Origin of the sequence: Erythrobacter sp. GH1-10 (assembly GCF_045363165.1) — a bacterium.
GTDB lineage: Bacteria > Pseudomonadota > Alphaproteobacteria > Sphingomonadales > Sphingomonadaceae > Erythrobacter.
In genome coordinates this window covers 211,282-233,494 of record NZ_JBJFLP010000001.1, presented here as the reverse complement: position 1 = coordinate 233,494, position 22,213 = coordinate 211,282, and the positions used below count along the sequence as shown (strand labels likewise).

The following is a 22,213-nucleotide window of genomic DNA, read 5'->3' as shown; positions in this document are numbered from 1 at the left end:
TTGCGACCTATTCTGCCGGTTCCGCTACGGGCTGCGAGGCCTTGCGCGATCCGAACCAGCCCCCGCGCTTCCTGGCGTGACCGGCATTGCCCGATTTCATCACGCGCTTGCGGAACAGGATCGAGCCGCCCTTGACCAGCACGGCGACGGCGAGCGCCTGCCACGCGATCGCGGCGGCGTGAGTCCATAGCGTGTCCTCGAGAGCGGCGCGCGCCAACATCGCGAAGGGCGATGACAGCGGGAACACGACCGCGAACACCTCCGCCGCCGAGCCGGTGCGGGTGACATTGGCTGCTGCGAGGAAGAACACCATCAGCTGCATCATCGTGACCGGCATGGACAGCGTCTGCACCTCGCGCACGGTGTTCGCCATCGCGCCGATGGTCAGGAACAGCGCGCCGAGCAGCAGGTAGGCCATCGAGAAATAGACCACGCCCAGTACGATAAAGAGCGGCCAGCCCACGGCGGGCGCGGGCAAGTTCGCGAGGTCGGTGCCGGTCGCCGCTATGATCGCGTCGCTACCGACCATCCAGAAGCCGTAGGCGAACACGCCCCAGACGCTTATCCCGACGAACGACACGCCGAGCATAGCGAACAGCTTGCCCATGAACACCGCATCCATCGGGATCGCGGCGGCGAGGATTTCGATGATCTTGTTGGCCTTCTCCTCGACGAGGTTGGACAGCACCATACCCGCGAGCAACATCGTCAGCAGGAACAGCAGCAGCTGCGCGCTGGTCGCGGTCTGGATCCGGGTCGAACGCTCGGACGCTGCGCTGCTCGTGACGAGTGTTTCTTCGACATCGGGAAAGGCGACGCGCTCTGCAGTCATCGCATCGGCGGCGATCAGCTTGACCGGCCCCTCCCAACGCTGGATCTGCGCTTCGGTACCGATCAGTTCGGGGTCGGCGATCGTCCCTGTCAGGATGGCGGCGTAGTTTCCGCGGCGGGCCTCCATATATTCGCGCGCGTCGAAATCGGGATTGCCAACCGCTTCGGGCACGACCTTCAATACCGGTATGGCGCGCCCCAGCTGCGGTCCGAGCCGGTTTGACGAGGCGATCATCGCCGCGTTGTCTTCGGCGCTCATCGCCATGCCGATATCGGTCGTCACCGCGTCCCGCTGCACCTGCCCTCCGATCGCGCCCGCCAGTCCGCCGACGAAGATCGGGAACAGCGGACCGATCAGGAAGAACAGGAAAGCGCGGCTGAACAGCACCGCGACGAAATCGCGCCGGGCGATGACCCAAGCGGCTTCGAGCCGGGACAGGCGCGGATTGGCTGCAGCGTCGCTCATGCGTCCTCTCCTGCCTGATCCGCTTCGAGTTGACGAGCGGCCGCCTCACCGGCGATGGCGACAAAGGCATCGTGCAGCCCGGCGCGTTCGATCGAGAGCGAAAGGATGCCGGCCTCGCCGTCGATCAATTGCTTGAGCAATGGTTCAACCCCGCTTTCGGGAAGCGGGAAGTAGAAGAAATCGCCTTCGTGCCTTGTGTCTTCGGGCAGTGCAGCCATCCATGCGCCTTCGCGGGCGCGGGTTTCGAGCCGGACCTGCGCCGGGATACGATCGCGCGCCGCTTCGACGCTGCCGGCGTATGGCACCTTGCCCCCGGCGATGATCGCGACCCCTTCGCACAGCCGCTCGGCATGGTGGATCACGTGGGTCGAGAAGATCACTGTGACCCCATCTTCGGCGAGCGCGCGGATCATCCGTTCGAGCTTGCCCTGGTTGATCGCGTCGAGGCCCGAAAACGGCTCGTCGAGCACAACGAGGCGCGGGCGGTGCACCAGCGTGCCGAGCAACTGGACTGTCTGGGCCATGCCCTTGGAAAGCTGCCGGATCGTGCGATCGGCGGCGTGGGCGAGATCGTGGCGTTCGAGCAGCTCCATCCCGCGCTTGCGCCCTTCGGCGAGCGGAAGACCGCGCAGCGCGCCCATGAAGGCAATCGCCTCGATCGATTTCATTGCAGGGTAGAGACCGCGCTCCTCAGGGAGATATCCGATCAGGCGCCCGATTTCGTGCGGGCGATCATGACCGAACACGCGGCGTATGCCTTCATCGGGATCGATGATGCCGAGCAGCATGCGCAAGGTTGTGGTCTTGCCCGCGCCGTTCGGCCCCAGCACGCCGTAAATCGCGCCCTCGGGCACTTCGATATCGATGCCCTTGACCGCCTGCGTGCCGTCGAAGCTCTTGACCAGCCCGCGCGCCTCGATCGCGAGCGGACGATGTTCGGAAGAGGGCGCGGGGACATTGCTCGCCGCCATGTGTTCGCCTACCTGCATGTGCATGAGCGCGGGGGTTAACGCGCGAAACTGAACGGGAGCAACCCCAAGCGTGGTTAACGCCGAAGCAACGCTTAACCTCACCCAGCGTCTTCGTGAACAGGCGAAGGCGCTCGGTTTCGTGGCGTTCGGAGTGGCGAGCGCAGGCGAAGACCCGGTGCGCGCCGAGCGGCTCGAACAATGGCTCGGCGAAGGGCATCACGGCACGATGGAATGGATGGAGACCCGTCTCCACCACCGCCGCTCGCCGCAAGGGCTCTGGCCCGAGGCACGCAGCGTGATTGCGCTGGGCATGAGCTACGCGCCTGCGCACGATCCGCTGGCTCTCGAAGGATCGTCCGAGCACGCGCGCATTTCGGTCTATGCGCAGGGCAAGGACTATCACGACGTCGTCAAGAAACGGCTGAAGGCGCTGGCGCGCTGGCTTGTCGCCGAGGAACCCGGGGCAGAGGTGAAGGTCTTTGTCGATACCGCGCCGGTCATGGAAAAGCCGCTGGGCGAGGCGGCGGGGATCGGGTGGCAGGGCAAGCACACCAATCTCGTCAGCCGCGAGCACGGCAGCTGGCTGTTCCTCGGCGCGATCTACACGACGCTGGAATTGGACTTCGGCGAGCCGCACCGCGACCAGTGCGGCTCGTGCCGCGCTTGCCTCGATTCCTGTCCCACCGACGCTTTCCCGAACGCCTACCAGATCGACGCACGGCGCTGCATTTCCTACCTCACGATCGAGCACAAGGGGCCGGTCGCGGAGGAATTTCGCGAAGCGCTCGGCAACCGCATCTATGGCTGTGACGATTGCCTCGCGGTGTGCCCGTGGAACAAGTTTGCCGAGCAATCGCACACGATGCGCGAATTCCTTCCGCGCGCCGAACTGGTGGCGCCGCGCCTCGCCGAGTTGCTGGCGCTCGACGATGCGGGGTTCCGCGCGTTTTTCTCGGGCTCGCCGATCAAGCGGATCGGGCGCGACCGGTTCGTGCGCAATTGTCTCTATGCGGCTGGGAACAGTGGTAATGGCGAATTGCTCGCGCAGTGTCGCACGCTGACCGAAGACCCCGACCCGGTGGTCGCCGATGCGGCGTGCTGGGCGGTCGAGCGGCTTACAGCAGTTCTTTGAGCGGAACCTCGGGATCGGCGAGCAGATCGCGGTCCACCGCCTCGACCCCCGCCTCGAGCATTTTCCGGCCCTGGACGTAGTCTTTCATCGTGCCGACGCAGTCGAACGCTATCGGCTTGCCTTCCTTGAGATACACCACGGTAAACTTGCGGGTGGCAGGGTCGCCGCGCAGCACCGTCTCGTCATAGTCCAGGCTGAGCCCGGCTGTCTGAAGTTTGAGGTCGTACTGGTTGGACCAGAACCACGGCAGCGCATGATAGGGCTGCTTGTCGCCCATGATCGCCTTTGCCACGGTGTTCGCCATGTCGTGCGCGTTCTGGACCGATTCCAGCCGGATAACGGCGTTGTTGGCATACGGGTTGGCATGCGCAGCGCAGTCCCCGATCGCGTAGATATCGTCGAGGGTGGTGCGGCAGCAGAAATCGACATCGACCCCGTTCGATCCCGCAGCACCTGCTGCGATCAGCGGGGCTACAGCAGGCACGATACCGATCCCGACCACCACCATGTCGCAATCGACGGTCTCTCCGCTGTCGAGCTTGACGCCCGTCACCTTGCCGTCTTCGCCGAGGATCTCCTCGACTCCGGTCGAAAGCCGCACGTCCACGCCCTGCCGGCGATGCTCCTCCTCGTAGAAGCGCGACAGGTCTTCGCCCGCAACCCGCGCAAGCACCCGGTCGAGCATCTCGACCAGGGTCACTTCGCAACCGAGCTTGCGCAGCACCGCCGCCGCTTCGAGCCCGATATATCCGCCGCCGATCACCACCGCGCGCCTGGCACCTGCGTCGAGCGCGGCCATCATCGCGTCGGCATCGCGCTTGTCGCGGACGTAGAATACGCCTTTCAGGCTCGCACCGGGACAACCCAGCCGCCGGGGATCGCCGCCGCCCGACCAGATCAGCTTGCGGTATCCGATCTTGCTCCCGTCGGAGAGCGTCACCGTGTGCGCGATCCAGTCGATCGCGGAAACGCCGCTGCCGAGCTTCAGGTCGACATTCTTGTCGGCCCAGAATTTCTCGGGCCGGATCATGATCCGCTCGAAGCCCTTGTCTCCGGCGAGGTATTCCTTCGAGAGCGGGGGGCGCTCGTAAGGCGGCGCATCGTCGCGCCCGATCATAAGGATCGAGCCTTCGTGTCCCTGCTGGCGCAAGGCGATCGCTGCCTGTGCGCCGCCATGACCGGTGCCGACAATCACGATGTCTGCGTGATCGGGCGTGCTTGCATCTCTCTCCATGGCGCGGTTGCTCGCTGCAAATTGCGGGTTCGTCAACCCGCCAGAAAGGTCAGCGCTCGAGCAGGTTGCGCGCCTGGCTGGCGATCTGGGCGAGAACCGCGGGAGCGACCGGAGGCCGCGCCTGCGCCCGTGCGACCATCGAGCGGAATTGCGCAACGGCGCTTTCGTTCTTCTCGGCCCACTCGGCGATGGCGCCCTGCGGATCTTCCTTGCCGCCCTTGCGCCGCATGAGCCGACGCAGGAATTCGAGCCGCATGTGCTGGAAATCGCGCGCCAGCCCATCGACGAGCAACCGCTCCCATATGTCCGACGGCGACATGTGCGCAGCCGTGCCCTGGGCCCAGTCGAGCCCGATCCGTGCGCCGATATCGGTGAAGGCGCGGGTCACGGCCTTCGGGTCGATCTCGGTCTTGAGTGCAAGCTGCGCCAGGCCGACAGAGCCGTCGAAATCGAACATGTTCGCGACCCGTGCCGCCAATGGCTCGGGCGCGCCGCTTTCCACGAAAGCGGCCCGCAGCTGCTCCGACCGTTCGCGCCCTTCGTCCGAGAGGAGTTCTTCGTGCCCGTCGGTGAGCACCGACACGCCGCTCTTCAGCGTTTCGACCAGCTCGCTCGCCTGAACCTGGCCTGCGGCGGTGCGCAGCACGTCGGACATCAGATTGCCGACGGCGGCCGCGAGCCGATCGAACAGGACGAGGCGGGCGGTTTCGCCCATCTTCGCGGTGTCGAGGTCATCCCACAGCGCCTGCAAGTCGAAAAGCCGTTCGACTACGACGAATGCGGCGGCGACATCGGACAGGCCGACACCCTCTTCCTCTGCCAGTTCGAATGCGTGGACCATGCCGAGCCGGTTGACCATGCGGTTGGAGAGATCGGTCGCGATCAATTCACGCCGGAGCCGGTGTTCGCGGATCTGCTTGGCGAAATCCTTCTGCATCGGTTCGGGGAACAGCGCGATCAGCGAATCTTCGAGCATCGGATCGTCTGGCAGCCCGCTGGCCTCGATCGCATCCTGGAGCACCAGCTTGGCCGAGGACAGCAGCACCGCGAGTTCGGGACGGGTCAGGCCCTGGCCATCGGCGGCGCGGCGGCTGAGCGTTTCGCCATCGGCCAGACCCTCGGTGCGCCGGTCGAGATCGCCCATGTCTTCGAGCTGTTCGATCAGCCTTACATAGGACGCGGTGGCATCCGGACCGCCCGCTTCCGCGATCGACAGCGCCAGCGCCTGCAGGCGGTTGTCCTCGAGCACGATCTCGGCAACCTCGTCGGTCATCCGTGCCAGCAGGGTGTTGCGCTTCTTTTCGGTCAGCTTGCCTTCGCGTGTCGCCGCCGCGAGCGCGATCTTGATGTTGACCTCGTTGTCCGAGCAATCGACGCCGGCCGAATTGTCGATGAAATCGGTGTTGATCCGACCGCCAGCATGCGAAAACGCGATGCGTCCCGCCTGCGTGATGCCGAGGTTTGCACCTTCCCCGATCGCCTTGGCGCGTACCTCGTCGGCATCGACCCGCAGCGCATCGTTGCCGGGATCGCCGACCGCGAGATGGTTCTCTTGCGGTGCCTTGATGTAGGTTCCGATTCCGCCGAACCACAGCAGGTCGACTTCCGCCTTGAGGATCGCGGAGATGAGCGCGTCTGGCTCGATTTCCTTGTCTTCGATCCCGAGCATGGTGCGCGCTTTCTTCGAAAGCTTGATGCGTTTGAGATCGCGCGAATAGACCCCGCCGCCTTTGGAGATCAGCTCGGAATTGTAATCCTCCCAGCTCGACCGCGGCAGGTCGAACATGCGTTTGCGTTCTTTCCAGCTCGTCGCCGGATCGGGATCGGGGTCGATGAAAATGTGACGGTGATCGAAGGCAGCAACCAGTTTGATCGCTTTCGACAGCAGCATGCCGTTGCCGAACACGTCGCCTGACATATCGCCGCAGCCGGCGACGCGGATGCTGTCGGTCTGGACGTCGATTCCCATTTCGAGGAAGTGCCGCTGGACACTGACCCATGCGCCGCGGGCGGTTATGCCCATCGCCTTGTGGTCGTAGCCGTTCGAGCCGCCGCTGGCGAAGGCATCGTCGAGCCAGAAGTCTTTCGATTCGGCGATGGCGTTGGCGACATCGGAGAAACGCGCGGTTCCCTTGTCCGCGGCAACTACGAAATAGGGGTCTTCGCCGTCATGGATTTCCACCTTGTCCGGGTGGACGACTGCACCGTCGACGATGTTGTCGGTGATCGACAGCAACGTGCGGATAAAGACCTCGTAGCTTGCCTGCCCTTCGGCGGCCCAGCCCTCGCGATCAATCGCGGGCGACGGCAGCTGTTTGGGATAGAAGCCGCCCTTTGCCCCGCCCGGTACGATCACGGCGTTCTTGACCTTTTGCGCCTTCATCAGCCCGAGGATTTCGGTGCGGAAGTCGTCGCGGCGGTCGGACCAGCGCAGGCCACCGCGCGCGATCGGGCCGGAGCGCAGGTGGATGCCCTCTACCCGGCGCGAGTAGACGAAAATCTCGCGCCACGGAACGGGTTTGGGCAGGTTCGGCACCAGCGCGGATTCGATCTTGAACGCGAGCGCTTCATGCGCTGCCGGGGCAAAGGCGTTGGTGCGCAGCACCGCATCCACCACCGCGCGGTAGAGTCGCAGCAGCCTGTCGTCGTTGATCGCCGAAACCTTTGCCAGTCCGCGATTGAATGCGGCGATGGCGGTCGCAATCGCCTCTTCGCGATTGCCGTCGAATGCGGGGTCGTGACGCGCCACGAAAAGATCGATCATTGCCCGGGTAACGGAGGGCGCGCGGCCCAGCGCGTCGACCACGGTGTAGATCGTGAAGCCCATGCCGGTCTGGCGCAGGTAACGATAGATCGCGCGCAGCCAGTTGGCCTCTTGCGCGGCGAGACCGGTGCCGATCACCATCCGGTTGAAGGGATCGTCTTCCGCGCCGCCATTGAGCACTTCGGCAATCGCCGCCTCGATCGCGTCGGCGCGTTCGAACAGGGCGCCCGCGTTCTGACCCTCCAAGAGGTCGAGAGTGAATTCGTGGATCGTGCCGAGCGCGCCTTCCTTGAGCGCTACGGGGATTTCCTTGATCACCCGGAACCCGAAGTTCTCGAGCGCCGGAACCGCATCGGACAGCGGCAGAGCGCCCTGCTTCTGGTAGATCTTGAGCCGCAACCGGAACTCGGGGTCTTTTGCCAGACTGTAAAGCCGTACCCCGCGCCGATGGTCGACATCGCCGGTCAGCCCGCGCAGCTCGATAATGTCGCGCGCGGCCTCGGCGGCATCGTAGCGCCCGCGATATCCCATCGGCATTGCGTCGGCATAGCGCGCCGCGAGCGCCGCGGCGCGCGAGGGCTCGAGGGTCTCGCCGAGATGGGTTTCCACCGCCTCGCCCCATCCGCGCAGCATGTCCTGGAACCACTCCTCGAGCGAGGCTTCGTCGGGGACCGTTTTCGCGTCGCGAATGTCGAGCACGAACTTCAGCATGGCGAGCGTGCCGCCTTCGACCTCTAGGCTCCAGTCGAGCACCGCCACGCCCTCTTCGCGGGTCAGCAGATCCTGCGTCTGAAGACGCACCTGAGTCGAAACCGTGTCGCGCGGGAGCCAGACGAAAGCGTAGATGTGGCGGCCGAGGCGCGAGGTTATCAGCGCCAGACGCGGACGCGGCCGGTCGACGAGACTCATCATCGTCGTTGCCAGGCGGGCGATCGAAGCCTGCTTGAATTCGAGCAGCAGATCGTTCGGCAGCGCAGTGAAAGCATGCGATAACGCCTTGCCTGCATGGCCGCCAGGATCGAAGCCCAGCTTCTCCGCGATCGCTGCAAGGTCGGCCCGCAACAGCGGCACTTCGGTTGGAGGGGCTGCAAGCGCTGCGCTGGTCCAGATGCCCGCATGGATCGAAAGCGTCACGACCTTGCCGCTGTCGGGATCGCGCATGCCGACCATGAACAGGTCGAGCGGGACGCGCCGGTGGACATGCGCAAGCCGGTTGGCCTTGATGATCAGCACATCGCGGTGTTCGCTCACGCGATCGCCTTCGTCGAACCATTCGAACGCGCGCTCGAACGAGTTCTCGGCAAGAACCTCGCGGGTGCTCTTGCGGCAGATCCCGCGCAGCTCCGATTGGCTGCCGTCGCGATTGCGCTTCACATGCCCGAGCTGTGTCAGCATGCCCGAGTTGAGCCATTCAAGCAGGGCCCGCGCCTCGTCGTCCTGCACATTACGGGCATCTTCGGCCATCGCGGCCTGCATCTTTTCCCAGTCGGTCACGGCCGACCGGACATCGCCGAGCGTTACCTTGAGCGCGCGCTCGAGCTCGCGCCGCTGGCGGGCATCGACACGCGGAGTCTCGATGTAGATCAGCGACTCGGGTTCCCCGACATCGCCCTTGTTCGGGCTCAATTCAACAAGTTGTCCGTCGGCATCGCGTTCGACCCGAAGGACCGGGTGGACGAGCCGGTCGATGCTCAGTCCCTGCGAGGCGATCGTCGCCGCGATCGAGTCGACCAGAAAGGGCATGTCGTCGTTGATGATCGCGATCCGCAGACGGCGCTTCTCGCCGGTCGCCGATTCGAGCCGTAGCGAGGAGCGATCGGGCTCGCGCATCAGTGCGGTTTCGAGAACGAAACCTGCGGTATCGTCGAGCAAGTCGCGGTCAAGCGGCGTATCGCCCGGCAGGATCGCCGCTTTCAGGTGCTTTTTCAGCGCCTTGAGCAGCTTGGTATCAAGGGGGGATTGTTCCGCAGTTGTCTGCTCGGGCTTACGCGCCATGATCCTGCTCCGGGTAATATTATTATGCCGGTTTGTTCTTATCGTTCCGCCGATACTCGCTTTTGCATGGGTGGCGCAAGCAGCATCGTCCGGGCTTATGGGTACTTTCGGGTAAACCCGCGACTGCGCAGACCTCCGTTCATGCGCGGAACCGACTGTAACAGATTTGCGCCTATTGCGGGGGTGCTCCCGTGAAGGGGTCGGTCGTTCCGGTACCCCGGCGACACCCCGGATCCGCTTGAAGAGCGCCAGTCAGGCAGCGATTGTCTGGCTGCACGCCTCGACCGTGAGTTCGAGCGAGCGGATCCGGGCCTCGGGATCGTATGTCGATCCGCACAGGATGATCTCGTCGGCACGCGTTCGCTCGATGAACGCTTCGATCTTCGCCCGCACCGTCTCAGGAGAACCGACCGCTGCCGCTTGTCCCAGGTGATCGAGCATTGCGCGCTGCGGTGAGGGTAGGCCGGTCGTGTAGCCTTCGACCGGAGGCTTGAGCTTGCCCGGTGTGCCGGTGCGCAAGGCGACGAAGGCCTGCTGCTGGCTCGATGCGAGGGTCTCGGCTTCATCGTCGGTGCCGGCTGCGAAAACGTTCATCGCGACCATGACATGCGGCCTCGCCAGCGCCTCGGACGGCTGGAAGTCGCGGCGGTACAGCTCAAGCGCAGCATCGAGATGGTCGGGCGCGAAATGCGCGGCAAAGGCATAGGGTAGGCCCAGCCTGGCGGCGAGCTGGGCGCCGAACAGGCTCGATCCCAGCATCCACAATTCCACCTTTGCCCCGAGGCCGGGCGTGGCCTTGATCGGCAATTCGACATCGCCGGTCAGCAGCGCGCGCAGTTCGACCACGTCCTGAGGGAAGTATTCGGCGGCAGCGTGGAGATCCTTGCGCAAGGCGCGCTGGAGTTCCGGCCCGGCACCGGGCGCTCGCCCGAGGCCGAGATCGATCCGGCCCGGGAACAGCGCATCGAGCGTGCCGAATTGCTCGGCGATCTGGAACGGGGTGTGGTTGGGCAGCATGATCCCGCCCGAGCCGATGCGGATCCGGCTGGTGGCGTTGCCGATATGCGCGAGCACGACCGAGGTCGCGCCGCCGGCGATGCCTTCCATCGCGTGATGCTCGGCCACCCAGAAGCGCATGCAGCCGAGCCGGTCGGCGGTCTTGGCCAGCGATACGCTCGCTTCGAACGCCTCCGACAGTGTGCCGCCTTCGCGTACAGGAACGAGGTCGAGAACGGAAAATTGGGTCATGGGTTTGCCTCTTCCTCCGGCGCAGGGCCGAGCTGCGCCAGATAGGTCTTAGCGGTTTGCGCGGCGAGGCTGTCGGGCTGGATCGCGATCACCGATTCCCAGCTTTGCCGCGCCGCATCTTCGCGCCCCGATAGCACGGCAATCACTCCCGCTTCGAGCCCGATATCGGCCTCCATCGGCGCAAGCCGCGAGGCCTGTTCGATTGCTTCTTGCGCATCGTCCAGCCGGCCCAGTCTACGAAACAGCGTCGCGGTGAGAAGCCAGCCTTCCGCCATGTCGGGTTCAAGCCGGGTCGCGGTCGAAAGTGCAAGGATGGCTTCGTGCGGCCGCTCGAGTGCGACCAGCGCTCGCGCGGAGTCGAGCGCGGCCAGCGCTTCGAGCGTCGCAGACGATGCTTCGCGCGCGTCGGCCTGAGCGGTCGCGAGCAGCGACACGGCCGCTTCCGCATCTCCGCCACCGAGCGCTGCATTGCCCGCCATTGTGCCGAAGCGGGCGCGCGTCGCCGATTCATCCTCAGGCGTCTCGTCGCGCGCAGCAAGGAAGGCGCTGCGGGCATCGTCCCAGAGACCAAGCTCGGTCGCAGCCAACCCAAGACAGTGGTTCGCGATCACGCGGTCCGCGCCGCTCGTCTCGTTGCGGCGGATCTGTGCCTGGGTGTGCGCGCGAGACGGATCCTCCGCGAGCTGGTCGAGACACTCCGAAAGCCATTTGCTCGTCGGATTGGTCGGCTCCTGGATCGATGTCGCGCGCGGAGGACGATTGGCGAGTTCCTCGGGCAGGCCGAGCGTGTCGGTTGCCGCCGGATTGGGTCCGACCTGGAGCAGCAAGGGAAGAAGAAACGAAGCGGGGGCCATACAGGTGTTTCCGTCAGTAGAAGCTGGCAACCGTCGCCTTGAGCAGGGCAATGTCCTGCTCGCGCGACAGGCGATGGTCGCCGTCCTTTACCAGCGTGACCTGTACCGCATCCGAACGCAGCGCTTCGGAGAGCCGCATGCAGATTTCCCAAGGGACATCGGCATCGCGCTGGCCGTGCAGCAGGCGCACGGGGCAATCGATTGCGATTTCCTTGTCGAGCCGCAATTGCCGCTCCGCATCGGCGTAGAAGCCGGGATGCGTCGGAGTCGGTTCGGGGCCATAGGGATTGTCTTCGTAGACCGCAGAGCCGTTGGCCAGCGTGGAGCGCTGTTCGTCGGTGTAGCCCCACCGGGTGAAGTCCGGAGCTGCGGCGATACCGACGACACCGGCCAGCCGCTCGCCCAGCTTCTCCGCCACCAGCAGCATCAGCCACCCGCCCATCGAGGAGCCGACCAGCAGGATCGGGCCTTCGGCATTGGCCTCGACCAGCGCCAGCACCTCGTCGCGCCATCGGGAAAGCGTGCCGTCGGCGAAGTCGCCCGAACTCTGCCCGCAGCCGGAATAGTCGAGCAACAGACAGCCGCGCCCCTGCGCTTCAGCCTCGGCGAACAGCGCGGTCGCTTTACCTCCGGCCATGTCGGACATGTAGCCGGGCAGGAACACCAGCGTCGGGCCGTTGCCTTCGAGATGGCGAAAAGCGATGCGCCTGCCATCGGGCATCTCGTGAAATCGGATATCGGTCATCGCGATGGCTAATGCCTGTTTGGGGAGGGGCCATGCAAGCCTTGTCATTGCTTCGTCGCGGGCGCGGCGTATGAAGTGGGGCATGATCACAAACGATCCGGCTGCCATGCCCGCCCGCCCTCTCGCCGACATTTCCCGGCGCGGCCTGTTCACGCTGGCGGGAGCCTCGGCGGCGCTCGCGGCAAGCCCCACCATTGCGCGTAGCTTCGGCAGCGGCTTCACCCACGGGGTTGCGAGCGGAGAGCCGGGATCCGAGAGCGTGATGTTGTGGACCCGCTATGTGGGCGAGCAGGACCTTTATCTGGCCTTCGAGGTTAGCGAGACCCCCGACTTCACCGCCGTCGTCGCCGAAGGAAGCGCTCGCGCCAGCGCCGAAACCGATTGGTGCGGCAAGGCCTGGGCCGACGGGCTTCGGGCGGATCGCTGGTATTTCTACCGCTTCGTCGCGCCCGATGGGACGATGTCGGATACGGGCAGGACGCGCACGCTCCCCGAAGGTCCGACCGACCGCTTCAAATTGGCGGTGTTCTCGTGCTCCAACTTCGGCTTCGGCTGGTTCAACGCCTATGCCCATGCCGCCGAAGCGGGCGATTGCGATCTCGCGCTGCATCTGGGCGATTACATCTACGAATATGGCGCCGAAACCTATCCTTCCAACAGTCAGGCAAATCCGGCGCGCGGTCTCAATCCCGCCAGCGAGATCGTCGCCCTGGCCGATTACCGTCTGCGCTATGCAACCTATCGCACCGATCCCGACCTGAGGCGCCTGCACCAGATCTTGCCGGTGATCAGCGTCTGGGACGATCACGAAAGCGCGAACGACAGCTGGAAGGACGGCGCGCAGAACCACCAGCCCGAAACCGAGGGCGAATGGGCGGTGCGCAAGGCCGCAGCCAAGCGGGTCTATCGCGAGTGGATGCCGGTTTCCGACGAACCGTACGCCGCCTATGACATCGGCGATCTGGCGACCCTGTTCCGGCTCGATACAAGGCTCGAGGGGCGCGAGGAGCAATTCAGCCTCGCAAAGGTGCTCGACGGGGCGACGACGCCCGAAGCGGCGGCAGCCGTGCTCACCGGGTTCCGCGATGGCGCATGGGCCGATCCCGATCGCCAGCTGCTCGGCGCCGCGCAGGAGCAATGGCTTGGCGAGGGGCTTGCGGCGTCGAAATCGCGCGGTGTGACGTGGCAGGTGCTGGTGCAGCAGGTGCTGATGGGCAATCTCAAAACCCCGCCGAGCATCATCGGCGCGATCAGCGACGACATGCCCGAATTCGTGCGGCAGCGCCTGCTCGGTGCCGCGCTCGCCAGTTCGGTCGGTCTGCCCGCCAACATGGACGCGTGGGACGGCTATCCCGCCGCGCGCGAGCGGCTGCTCAAGGCCTCGCTCGATGCCGATGCCAACCTTGTGGTGCTTGCGGGCGACACCCACAATGGTTGGGCGTTCGAGCTTGGCATGGATGGCGCGAAGGCGGGCGTCGAATTCGGCGTGCCGGGTGTCACCTCGCCGGGTCTCGAGAATTCGCTCCCCGCGGTCGCTCCGCAGGATTTCGCGCGCTCGCTGGTGCAGACGAACGAGGGCCTCAAATGGGCCGATACCTCGCAGCGCGGCTACATGGCGGTCGAGCTGACTCCGGCGCGGGCGGTGACCGAATACCGCTTTGTCGAAAGCATCAAAACGCGATCGACCCGCCTCGCGGGGACGAAGCGGGTCGAGAGCGCAGCCGGGTCGCATAGTCTGGAGATTTAGTCCCGGCTGAAAATTTCCTCGATGGCGAGGCCGAACACATCGGCAATTTTGAACGCCAGCGGGAGCGAAGGATCGTAGCGTCCTTTCTCGATGGCGTTCACTGATTGACGTGAAACCTCCAGCCGGTCGGCGAGGTCCTGTTGCGACCAGTCGCGTTCGGCGCGCAGCACTTTGAGGCGGTTGTTCATTCTTCACCGGCCTCACGCCGCAGAGACAATGCGTTCCAGATAGCCCCGAGGGCAAGCCCGACAAACCAGAAAAACGCTGTTCCAAAACCGCCAGTGCCGTCAGGCATCACATCATAATTCTGGAGGAATTCCCAGACTGTCATGACGCACAGGCAAAAAGCGGTGGCGAACAGTACCTGACGCACAAACATCATGCGCATAAACTCGTCACTCTCTTCGATCAGCAGCCGAAAGATGGTCCAGAACACACCGATGATCGGCCAAGCGGGAAGGATTGCCATGCCCCAGGCCAGAATGCCGGCAGGTGGCGAAGCACGGAACAGTGTGCCGACAGCAAGGATCAGCGCAATATAGGCCAGCATGAAGGCAGCCAGCCGCCGTGTGTAACGCTGCATCGCGGGAGACAGGCTCTTCATTACACTGCTCCCCATGTGCCGTGTTCGATCCGGTTCACAACCGCTCCGACGAACAATCCTGCGAAGAAGGCGACCGCCCACCAATAGGCATCGAGATGGGGCACGACATCGGCGGATTCGAGAAAGCCCCACACCGTTGCCAAAGTTAGCGCGATTGCCGACGCGATCAGCGTTTGTCGGATCACCAGCATGCGAATAAACTCGTCGGTCTCTTCAACGATCAACCGCCCGATCGTCCAGAAGACGCCGGTGATCGCGAGGCCGGGCAACAGCGCGAGCGCAAAGCGGACCTCCCGCGTTATCCTGAATTCAAGGTCGGCAAACACGAGCAGGCCGAAGGTCGCGAGATAGAGCGAAGTGAAGATCGCCGTGCGTTTGATGTAGCGCTTCTGCGCTTCGCCCGTTCCGCCGCAAACGCTCTCGGGATCATCTGCGGCCTTGTATCCGGCGCGGAACATGATCATCGCAAGAATGCAAGGCACAAGCGCGAGCAGGAGCAGCGGGGCCTTGCCCTCGATCGATCCGGTAGCCGCCAGTGCCACAACGAGCGCTGTCGTGAGAGCAACCATCGCACCCCAGAACAGCGGTCCGCGCCCAAACACACCTTTTCGAGATTGAATATCGGCGCTCACGACAAGCACCCGCGACCGCAGCCCAAGTCGCTGTGCAGGCTGCCCCATGCTGCTCCGGAAAGGCCCATGACGATTCCGAAGCTGGCTGCGTCGCTGACGCCGCTAGACACACATGCAAGCGCCGCGACGATGATGGCGCTGGCCCAGATCAATGATTGAACTGTCTTGCTCATAAGGAAAGCTCCCTTTCAACTATGGAAAGGACACTTGTCATTGATTCGACTGTTTGTCAAGTGAACTTTCCAAAAAGGAGTCGGTGCTTTCCGTTTGTGATGGACGAATGCGGGTAATGACATTGCAACCTGCACCGACTATATCGCTCACCATGGCCAAACTGCTGACCACAACCACGACCACTACCACCTCGGATTTCCGGGAGCGGGGGCTCGCGATTTAGTCGCAGCCATCGCCGCGCCCCGGACTTTGGGTTTCGGGTGGCGCGGTGTCCTCCCGAAATTGCCTGACAGAGCAACACCGCACTTCCGGTACGCGCCCGCTTGTGGCAGGGCGCGGCCAAACAACGGATTTGTGTGATGACGGAACTTCTGAAAATCAGCCTGCCCGATGGATCGGTGCGCGAAATGGAAGCCGGCTCGACGCCGGCAGACGTCGCCGCCGCGATCGGCCCGGGCCTTGCCAAGGCCGCGCTGGCCGCGCGCGTCGATGGAGAGGTCCGCGACCTCAATCGGCCCTTCGACGGCGACGCCGAGCTCGCGCTGATAACCAGCCGCGACGAGGAAGACGCGCTCGAACTCGCGCGCCACGATTACGCTCATGTTCTCGCCGAAGCGGTGCAGGCGCTGTGGCCGGGCACGCAGATCACCTTCGGTCCCGCAACCGACGACGGCTTTTATTACGACGTGATGGCCCCCGCCTCGCGCGAGCCGTTCAGCATGGACGATCTCCCCGCGATCGAGGAAAAGATGCGCGAAATCATCCGCGCCGACAAGCCGCTGCGCCGCGAAGTCTGGTCGCGCGAGCAGCTGATCGAGAAGTGGGAAAACGAAGGCGAAACCTTCAAAGCCGAATGGGCCAAGGAATTGCCCGAGGACGAGGAATTGACGGTCTACTGGTCGGGCGACGACTGGCTCGACATGTGCCGCGGGCCGCACCTTGCCAGCACTGGCAAGCTCGATCCCGATGCCTTCAAGCTGATGCGCGTTGCCGGAGCTTACTGGCGCGGCGACCAGCGCAATGCGCAGCTGACGCGCATCTATGGCACCGGCTGGCTCAACAAGAAGCAGCTCAACGCCCACCTCCACCGGCTGGAGGAAGCGGGCAAGCGCGATCACCGCAAGCTGGGCCGCGAGATGGACTTGTTCCACCTTCAGGAAGAAGCGCACGGCTCGGTCTTCTGGCACCCCAAGGGCTATCGCATCTGGCGCGAGCTCGAAAGCTACATGCGCCGCAAGATGGACGGCGGCGGATACCGCGAGATCAAGACGCCGCAGGTGATGGATGCGCGACAGTGGGAGCAGTCCGGCCACTGGGGCAAGTATCGCGAGAACATGTTCGTCATCCCCGACGAGGTGCCCAACACCGAGGAAGAAGGAGAGCTGATCTCCAAGGACGCCGACTGGATGGCGCTGAAGCCGATGAACTGCCCCGCGCACGTGCTCGTCTTCAAGCAGGGCATCACTTCCTATCGCGACCTGCCGATCCGGCTCGGCGAGATGGGCTGCTGCCACCGCAACGAACCACACGGGGCGCTCCACGGGCTGATGCGCGTACGGCAGTTCACGCAGGACGACGCGCACATCTTCTGCACCGAAAAGCAGGTGGTCGAAGAGGTCCGCAAGTTTTGCGAGCTGGCCGATGGCGTCTACAAGGACTTCGGCTTCACATACGAGATCAAGCTGGCCCTCCGCCCCGAACAGCGCTTCGGGTCGGACGCGGACTGGGACAAGGCCGAACAGGAACTGCGCGATGCCGTGATCGAAGCCGGAATGGCCAATGACGATTTCGGCTGGGAAGAGCTGCCGGGCGAAGGCGCGTTCTATGCGCCCAAGCTCGAATGGCACCTCACCGATGCAATCGGGCGTACCTGGCAGGTCGGCACGATCCAGTCCGACCGTGTGCTACCCGAGCGGCTCGATGCGACCTATATCGGCGAAGACGGTGAAAAGCACCGCCCGGTGATGCTCCACCGCGCGATCTTCGGGTCTTACGAGCGTTTCATCGGCATCCTGATCGAACACTATGCCGGGCGCCTTCCGTGCTGGCTTTCGCCGGTGCAGTCGGTGGTCGCGCCGATCGTTTCGGACGTCGATGGTTATGCGCAGGAAGTCGAGAGCAAGCTGCGCGCGGCGGGTATCCGCGTCGAAAGCGACCTTCGCAACGAGAAGATCAACTACAAGATCCGCGAGCACTCGCTCGCCAAGGTCCCGCACCTGCTCGTCGTCGGCAAGCGCGAGGAGGAGGACGGCTCCGTCGCAATCCGCACACTCGGCGAAAAGGATCAGCGGGTGATGAGCGTTGACGAGGCCGTCGCGATGCTGACCGCAGAGGCGACCCCGCCGGACCAGCGCGGATAACCACTTGGATTTCCTCGCCGGATTCAGCGCGGTTCAGATCGCGGTCGCGGTGGCTGCGACGCTCGGTGCGGCGTTCATCCGCGGACTGACCGGGTTCGGCTTCGGTATCCTGCTGGTGCCGATCCTCGCGCTGGCCCTGACGCCGGTGGACGCGGTGCTGGCGATCAACATCATGGCGGGGCTGCTTGCGCTGGTCGATATCCGCATGATCCTGCGCGACGCGGAAAAAAGCGCGCTGCTGATCGGCGGGCTGGTGGTTGTCGGAACTCCCTTCGGGCTCGCCTTGCTCGACGCCACACCGACGGGACTGGCGCGTTTCCTGATTGCGATGATCGCGCTGTCCGCCTTCGTCGCGGTGCTGCTGCCTCGGCGCGGAGCGGAGCAACCGGGGACCGCCACCACCGCTGCCGTCGGCCTTTCCGCGGGTGTGCTCACCGGTTTTGCCGCCATGCCGGGGCCACCGGTCGTGCCCTATTATGTCGGTCGCGATATCCCGCGCACCGTCGCCAAGGCCTCGATGATCGGGATATTCGGCGTTGCCGCAGCTGCGGGAGTGGCTTCGGGTACGGCGCTCGGCGTGCTCGAATGGAATGTCGTGCTGCTGGGACTGGCGCTGTTTCCGCTGGTGTTGCTGGGCAACTGGATCGGCAGCCTGGCATTCGGCAAGGTCAGCGATCGGCTGTGGCGCACCTTCGTCGGGGTTGTGCTCGCAGCCGCAGCCATCGCCGCGCTCGTCAAACTGATCTAGGAACGGCGGATGTTCGGTTTCACCCCCGAGGCGATCGTCGTCGCGTTCCTCGCCGCGATTGCGGCAGGCTTTGTGCGAGGGCTCGCCGGGTTCGGACTTTCGGTTGTGCTGGTGCCGGTACTGCAACTGGAGATCGCGCCCGAATCCTCGGTGCTGGTCGGTATCGTTTCGCTGTTCCTGATCGGCCTTACCGATATCGGACGGATCCGGCGTGATGCCGACACGTCCGCCATCCCGCTGACGCTGATCGCGCTCGCCTGCATGCCATTGGGACTCTGGGCGCTGGTTGCGCTGCCGACCGACTGGGCGCGGTTCCTGATCGCGCTGGTGTCGCTCGGGGCATTCGTGCTGGTGGTCGTCCCGCTCGGGAAGGTCGTCATGCCGCGCATGCCAGCCATGGGCCTGTCGGGTTTCTTCACCGGCTTCTTCGGCGGATTTGCGGGTATGCCCGGGCCGGGAATGGCGCCTTTCTACCTGCGCGGGAGGCTTGAGCCGAAAGCCGCGCGGGCTTCGATGATGGCAATTTTCCTGGTCGTGACCCCGCTATCCGCCGCGTTCTTCATCGTGCTCGGTGTCGGCAGCTGGCGCGAAGTCGCGCTTGCGGCGGCGTTGTTCCCCGCGGTGTTGGTGGGCGACTGGTTCGGGCACAGAGCCTTCGGACGCGTCACGGCGACGCAGTGGCAGGTCGCAACCGCACTTGTTCTGGGAGGCGCCGCGATCGGCGCGCTGGCGAAGCTGGTCTAGAGCGCTGCAGTCAAAGCGGGAGCGGCTGTCCGGCGAGGATCAGCGCCGCGCCGCAGCCGAGCACTATCGCCGAACGCAGGATCTCGAGCTGCCACGCGCGGGCGGTTTCGACGGCTGTGCGGGAAAGGGCGATCGCTTTGGTCATCGCAGCGATTGTCGCGCCAAAACCCTAACGGGGTCTTAAAACGCGGCGGGCATCTGCTGGCTGGCGCAATGGAAGCCGCCTCCACCGGCGAGCACGGCGTCTCCGCGCAGCCCCACCGTCTCGCGGTCGGGGAACAGCGCGGCGATGGCGGCGACTCCGTCGCTATCGTGCGGCGTGCCGAAAGTCGGCACCACGACGAGGTTGGTGGTGATCGCGAAATTCACATAGCTCGCGGGCTCGATCGTGCCGTCGCGCTCAATCCGTCCGGGCGAAGGGATGCGGATGACGTCGACCCCGAAATCCCCGGCGCGCCGGGCCGCATCGGCATAGATTTCGGCATTGGGATCATCCGCACCGGCCGCTTCCGGCACGACCAACCGGTTTGGAGCGACGAAGCGCGCGAGGTTGTCGACATGGCCATCGGTGTGGTCGTTGATCAGGCCGTCGCCGAGCCAGAGCACCCTTTCGAAGCCGAGCCGTGCGTGCAGCTCCGCCTCGATTTCTTCACGGGTCATGCCGGGGTTGCGATTGGGGTTGAGCAGGCATTGCTCGGTAGTGGCGACCAGTCCGGTCCCGTCGCCATCGACAGCCCCGCCTTCGAGGATCATGGGCGAAATTTCGACGGGCAATCCGGCGTCGCGCGCCAGTTCAGCGCCCACGGTTTCGTCGCCCGGCATTTCGTATTTGCCGCCCCAGCCGTTGAAGCCGAACCGGCGTGCTTCGCGGCCTTCGGCGCCGCTCACAATCAGCGGTCCGGTGTCGCGCAGCCAGATGTCGCCGTAGAGCCGCCGCTCCAGCACGACCTTCTCGCTGGCGAGGCTGCGGGCCCGTGCCTCGTTCGCTTCGTCGCGGACCAGCAAGCGGACCTCCTGCCCGCTCTCGGCAACCGCATTGGCGAAAGCGGCGATCTGGTCCTGTGCCGCTTCAAGGAAACCCGGCCATTCCTCGGCCAAATGCGGAAAGCCGATCCACAGCCAGTCCTGCGGCGCCCATTCGGGTGGCATCAGGATGGCCATGGATCGGCTTCTGTCGCTTTCAGTACGTCCCAGGCTGCGTTCAGCACCCAGCGTCGGACGTGGCGCAACTTTCGTCGCGAGTGGCTCGGAATTCGTCGCCCTCGTTCCAGTTGGGCCAGCTGGTGCTCATCGCCATCATCCGGCCGATGCGGTAGAACAGCTGGAGATCGGACATCACTCCGGACCAGTCCCAGTCCTCGTTGAACTCGTCTTTCGGGCCGTGATAGCGATTGGCGCGATAGTCGTCGGCAACCGCCTTGCCCGCTTCGGTTCCGCCTTCGACGAGGTCTTGGCCGCCGTTGATATAAAGCATCGGCACTCCCTGCTTGGCGAAGGCGAAGTGGTCCGAACGGTAGTAATAACCGGCTTCGGGGCTTGGATTGGGCGTCGCGGTGCGGCCATCGGCTTCGAGCGCGGCGCTCATAAATGCGTCGAGCTGCGACTTGCCCGGGCCCACGACGGTCACGTCCTTCGCCGGACCTGCCACCTGGAACGCGTCCATGTTGATGCCGCCGACGGTTTGGTCGAGCGGAAATACCGGGTTCGACGCGTAGTAATACGCGCCCAGCAGGCCCGATTCCTCCGCGGTCACGGCGAGAAACACGAGGCTGCGCCGGGGAGCGCCCGCCTTGGCGTGAGCCTCTGCCAGCGCGACGAGTGCTGCGGTGCCGGTCGCGTTGTCGACTGCGCCGTTGCAGATGTCGTCGCCATCGGGCGCGCGGGTGCAGCGACCGAGGTGGTCCCAGTGCGCGGTGTGGATGACATATTCTTCGGGAGCCTCGGATCCCGGCAGGACGCCGATCACGTTTTGCGAGGTGAATGTGCGCATGTCGTTCTCGAAGCTGGTCGAAGCCTTGAGCCCCAGATCGACCGCCTCGAAGCCCTCGGTTTTGGCTGCGGCGCTGAGTTCGTCGAGATCCTGACCGGCGGCGGCGAGGATCTCGCGCGCCACGTCCTTCTGCACCCAGCCATTCATCGTCGTGCGCGGAGGCGGGTTGTCGCCATATTGCGGATAGGCCTGCGGGCCGCTCCACGAGCTTTCGACCACGTTCCAGCCGTAGCTCGCCGGTTCGGTGTCGTGGACGATGATCGCGGCGGCAGCGCCCTGACGTGCGGCTTCCTCATACTTGTAGGTCCAGCGGCCGTAGAACGTCATCGCCCGGCCGTTGAATTTCCCTTCGAGCCCTTCGGTCTCGTAGTCCGGGTCGTTGACGAGGATAACCACCGTCTTGCCCGCGACATCGACGCCCTCGTAATCATTCCAGCCGCGCTCGGGTGCGTTGATGCCGTAACCGACGAAAACCATGTCGCTGTTCGCGAGCTGGGTGCGGGCTTCCTCCTGGTAGGTGACACCGACCCATTCGCTGCCGAAATCGTAGACCAGGTCGGTCTCGCCATCGGTGATGGTGAGCGGGGCGAAATTCTTGCCGGTGATTTCCACCAGCGGCACTTCCTGCACCCAGCTGTCGCCGTTGCCCGGCTGCAGCCCGGCGGCTTCGAAGCGTTCGGTGAGCAGCGCGACCGTCAGCTCTTCGCCCTCGGTGCCCGGCATGCGCCCTTCGAACTCGTCGCTCGAAAGCGTCCGAGTGATGTCCTTCATCGTCTCTTCGGAGATATCGCCCGCCTCGACTTCGGGAATGTCGAGCTCGATGGCACCATCGCCGCCCGTCATTATGGCATCGCAAGATGCCATCGCGAGCGCGCCTGCGAGAAGGCCGGTAAGGCCGATCGCGCGTTTCATCATGGGGGTAGTCCTCTCGTCAAAATCTGATGGCGCTTCTCTTGCAGAGCGAAAGGGGCACT

General features: G+C 64.6%; 19 protein-coding genes. 5 read left to right on the top strand and 14 right to left on the bottom strand.

Annotation, left to right across the window (positions count from 1 at the left end; genetic code table 11):
* Positions 1-7: 7 nt before the first annotated feature.
* Both ACI5KX_RS01125 and ACI5KX_RS01120 read right to left on the bottom strand, forming a co-directional pair.
* Complete coding sequence (locus ACI5KX_RS01125; RefSeq protein WP_406808839.1) at positions 8-1,297, bottom strand: ABC transporter permease; 1,290 nt, start codon at positions 1,295-1,297, stop codon at positions 8-10.
* Complete coding sequence (locus ACI5KX_RS01120) at positions 1,294-2,286, bottom strand: ABC transporter ATP-binding protein (RefSeq protein WP_406811294.1); 993 nt, start codon at positions 2,284-2,286, stop codon at positions 1,294-1,296. Before ACI5KX_RS01120 ends, ACI5KX_RS01125 begins: the two co-directional genes overlap by 4 nt.
* A 52-nt stretch (positions 2,287-2,338) precedes the next feature.
* On the opposite strand from ACI5KX_RS01120, the gene queG reads away from it, so the two are divergent.
* Complete coding sequence (gene queG / locus ACI5KX_RS01115; RefSeq protein ID WP_406808838.1) at positions 2,339-3,400, top strand: tRNA epoxyqueuosine(34) reductase QueG; 1,062 nt, start codon at positions 2,339-2,341, stop codon at positions 3,398-3,400.
* On the opposite strand, the gene ACI5KX_RS01110 is transcribed toward queG, so the two are convergent.
* The 5 genes from ACI5KX_RS01110 to ACI5KX_RS01090 form a co-directional block, all read right to left on the bottom strand.
* A complete protein-coding gene (locus ACI5KX_RS01110) occupies positions 3,384-4,634 on the bottom strand; it encodes an NAD(P)/FAD-dependent oxidoreductase (protein WP_406808837.1) in 1,251 nt (416 codons plus the stop codon). The genes queG and ACI5KX_RS01110 overlap by 17 nt on opposite strands.
* A 49-nt stretch (positions 4,635-4,683) precedes the next feature.
* Positions 4,684-9,393 (bottom strand): NAD-glutamate dehydrogenase, encoded by a 4,710-nt coding sequence (locus ACI5KX_RS01105; protein WP_406808836.1) that lies wholly within the window; start codon positions 9,391-9,393, stop codon positions 4,684-4,686.
* Between the two features lie 252 nt (positions 9,394-9,645).
* Positions 9,646-10,641, bottom strand: a complete 996-nt coding sequence (locus ACI5KX_RS01100; RefSeq protein ID WP_406808835.1) for an LLM class flavin-dependent oxidoreductase — start codon at positions 10,639-10,641, stop codon at positions 9,646-9,648.
* Positions 10,638-11,495: a tetratricopeptide repeat protein gene (locus ACI5KX_RS01095; RefSeq protein WP_406808834.1), complete on the bottom strand. Its 858-nt coding sequence runs from the start codon at positions 11,493-11,495 to the stop codon at positions 10,638-10,640. Before ACI5KX_RS01095 ends, ACI5KX_RS01100 begins: the two co-directional genes overlap by 4 nt.
* 13 nt (positions 11,496-11,508) lie before the next feature.
* Positions 11,509-12,240: an alpha/beta fold hydrolase gene (locus tag ACI5KX_RS01090; RefSeq protein WP_406808833.1), complete on the bottom strand. Its 732-nt coding sequence runs from the start codon at positions 12,238-12,240 to the stop codon at positions 11,509-11,511.
* A gap of 82 nt (positions 12,241-12,322) precedes the next feature.
* Between ACI5KX_RS01090 and ACI5KX_RS01085 the strand changes: the two genes are divergently transcribed.
* Positions 12,323-13,987, top strand: coding sequence for an alkaline phosphatase D family protein (locus ACI5KX_RS01085; RefSeq protein ID WP_406808832.1), 1,665 nt, complete (start codon positions 12,323-12,325; stop codon positions 13,985-13,987).
* Here the strand turns inward: ACI5KX_RS01085 and ACI5KX_RS01080 are convergent.
* The 4 genes from ACI5KX_RS01080 to ACI5KX_RS01065 are packed head-to-tail and all read right to left on the bottom strand — an operon-like array spanning position 13,984 to position 15,396.
* On the bottom strand, positions 13,984-14,175 hold the full coding sequence (locus ACI5KX_RS01080; RefSeq protein WP_406808831.1) for a helix-turn-helix transcriptional regulator: 192 nt from the start codon (positions 14,173-14,175) through the stop codon (positions 13,984-13,986). The two genes, ACI5KX_RS01085 and ACI5KX_RS01080, sit on opposite strands and share 4 nt — an antisense overlap.
* Positions 14,172-14,591: a hypothetical protein gene (locus ACI5KX_RS01075; RefSeq protein ID WP_406808830.1), complete on the bottom strand. Its 420-nt coding sequence runs from the start codon at positions 14,589-14,591 to the stop codon at positions 14,172-14,174. The genes ACI5KX_RS01080 and ACI5KX_RS01075 overlap by 4 nt, the downstream gene beginning before the upstream one ends.
* Entirely contained in the window at positions 14,591-15,193 is a 603-nt protein-coding gene (locus ACI5KX_RS01070; RefSeq protein ID WP_406808829.1) for a hypothetical protein, read from the bottom strand. Before ACI5KX_RS01070 ends, ACI5KX_RS01075 begins: the two co-directional genes overlap by 1 nt.
* A 26-nt stretch (positions 15,194-15,219) precedes the next feature.
* Positions 15,220-15,396, bottom strand: coding sequence for a hypothetical protein (locus ACI5KX_RS01065; RefSeq protein WP_406808828.1), 177 nt, complete (start codon positions 15,394-15,396; stop codon positions 15,220-15,222).
* Positions 15,397-15,756: 360 nt separating this feature from the next.
* Between ACI5KX_RS01065 and thrS the strand changes: the two genes are divergently transcribed.
* Genes thrS through ACI5KX_RS01050 form a run of 3 tightly spaced genes read left to right on the top strand, consistent with a single transcriptional unit; the run spans position 15,757 to position 19,249 of the window.
* Positions 15,757-17,757 carry a threonine--tRNA ligase gene (gene thrS, locus ACI5KX_RS01060; protein ID WP_406808827.1) on the top strand — a complete coding sequence of 667 codons (2,001 nt, stop codon included), beginning with the start codon at positions 15,757-15,759 and terminating at the stop codon, positions 17,755-17,757.
* Between the two features lie 4 nt (positions 17,758-17,761).
* Positions 17,762-18,505, top strand: coding sequence for a TSUP family transporter (locus tag ACI5KX_RS01055; RefSeq protein WP_406808826.1), 744 nt, complete (start codon positions 17,762-17,764; stop codon positions 18,503-18,505).
* Between the two features lie 9 nt (positions 18,506-18,514).
* Positions 18,515-19,249 (top strand): TSUP family transporter, encoded by a 735-nt coding sequence (locus ACI5KX_RS01050; RefSeq protein WP_406808825.1) that lies wholly within the window; start codon positions 18,515-18,517, stop codon positions 19,247-19,249.
* A gap of 10 nt (positions 19,250-19,259) precedes the next feature.
* On the opposite strand, the gene ACI5KX_RS01045 is transcribed toward ACI5KX_RS01050, so the two are convergent.
* The 3 genes from ACI5KX_RS01045 to ACI5KX_RS01035 are packed head-to-tail and all read right to left on the bottom strand — an operon-like array spanning position 19,260 to position 22,154.
* Positions 19,260-19,394: a hypothetical protein gene (locus ACI5KX_RS01045; protein ID WP_406808824.1), complete on the bottom strand. Its 135-nt coding sequence runs from the start codon at positions 19,392-19,394 to the stop codon at positions 19,260-19,262.
* Positions 19,395-19,429: 35 nt separating this feature from the next.
* Positions 19,430-20,410: an agmatine deiminase family protein gene (locus ACI5KX_RS01040; RefSeq protein WP_406808823.1), complete on the bottom strand. Its 981-nt coding sequence runs from the start codon at positions 20,408-20,410 to the stop codon at positions 19,430-19,432.
* Positions 20,411-20,450: 40 nt separating this feature from the next.
* Entirely contained in the window at positions 20,451-22,154 is a 1,704-nt protein-coding gene (locus ACI5KX_RS01035) for a M28 family metallopeptidase (protein WP_406808822.1), read from the bottom strand.
* Positions 22,155-22,213 lie beyond the last annotated feature (59 nt).

Excerpts from the sequence above, each read along its gene's own strand:
- ACI5KX_RS01125 (WP_406808839.1), bottom strand. The coding sequence starts at position 1,297 with ATGAGCGACGCTGCAGCCAATCCGCGCCTGTCCCGGCTCGAAGCCGCT.
- ACI5KX_RS01120 (WP_406811294.1), bottom strand. The coding sequence starts at position 2,286 with ATGCAGGTAGGCGAACACATGGCGGCGAGCAATGTCCCCGCGCCCTCT.
- ACI5KX_RS01110 (WP_406808837.1), bottom strand. The coding sequence starts at position 4,634 with ATGGAGAGAGATGCAAGCACGCCCGATCACGCAGACATCGTGATTGTC.
- ACI5KX_RS01105 (WP_406808836.1), bottom strand. The coding sequence starts at position 9,393 with ATGGCGCGTAAGCCCGAGCAGACAACTGCGGAACAATCCCCCCTTGAT.
- ACI5KX_RS01100 (WP_406808835.1), bottom strand. The coding sequence starts at position 10,641 with ATGACCCAATTTTCCGTTCTCGACCTCGTTCCTGTACGCGAAGGCGGC.
- ACI5KX_RS01095 (WP_406808834.1), bottom strand. The coding sequence starts at position 11,495 with ATGGCCCCCGCTTCGTTTCTTCTTCCCTTGCTGCTCCAGGTCGGACCC.
- ACI5KX_RS01090 (WP_406808833.1), bottom strand. The coding sequence starts at position 12,240 with ATGACCGATATCCGATTTCACGAGATGCCCGATGGCAGGCGCATCGCT.
- ACI5KX_RS01085 (WP_406808832.1), top strand. The coding sequence starts at position 12,323 with ATGATCACAAACGATCCGGCTGCCATGCCCGCCCGCCCTCTCGCCGAC.
- ACI5KX_RS01080 (WP_406808831.1), bottom strand. The coding sequence starts at position 14,175 with ATGAACAACCGCCTCAAAGTGCTGCGCGCCGAACGCGACTGGTCGCAA.
- ACI5KX_RS01075 (WP_406808830.1), bottom strand. The coding sequence starts at position 14,591 with ATGAAGAGCCTGTCTCCCGCGATGCAGCGTTACACACGGCGGCTGGCT.
- ACI5KX_RS01065 (WP_406808828.1), bottom strand. The coding sequence starts at position 15,396 with ATGAGCAAGACAGTTCAATCATTGATCTGGGCCAGCGCCATCATCGTC.
- thrS (WP_406808827.1), top strand. The coding sequence starts at position 15,757 with ATGACGGAACTTCTGAAAATCAGCCTGCCCGATGGATCGGTGCGCGAA.
- ACI5KX_RS01050 (WP_406808825.1), top strand. The coding sequence starts at position 18,515 with ATGTTCGGTTTCACCCCCGAGGCGATCGTCGTCGCGTTCCTCGCCGCG.
- ACI5KX_RS01045 (WP_406808824.1), bottom strand. The coding sequence starts at position 19,394 with ATGACCAAAGCGATCGCCCTTTCCCGCACAGCCGTCGAAACCGCCCGC.
- ACI5KX_RS01040 (WP_406808823.1), bottom strand. The coding sequence starts at position 20,410 with ATGGCCATCCTGATGCCACCCGAATGGGCGCCGCAGGACTGGCTGTGG.
- ACI5KX_RS01035 (WP_406808822.1), bottom strand. The coding sequence starts at position 22,154 with ATGATGAAACGCGCGATCGGCCTTACCGGCCTTCTCGCAGGCGCGCTC.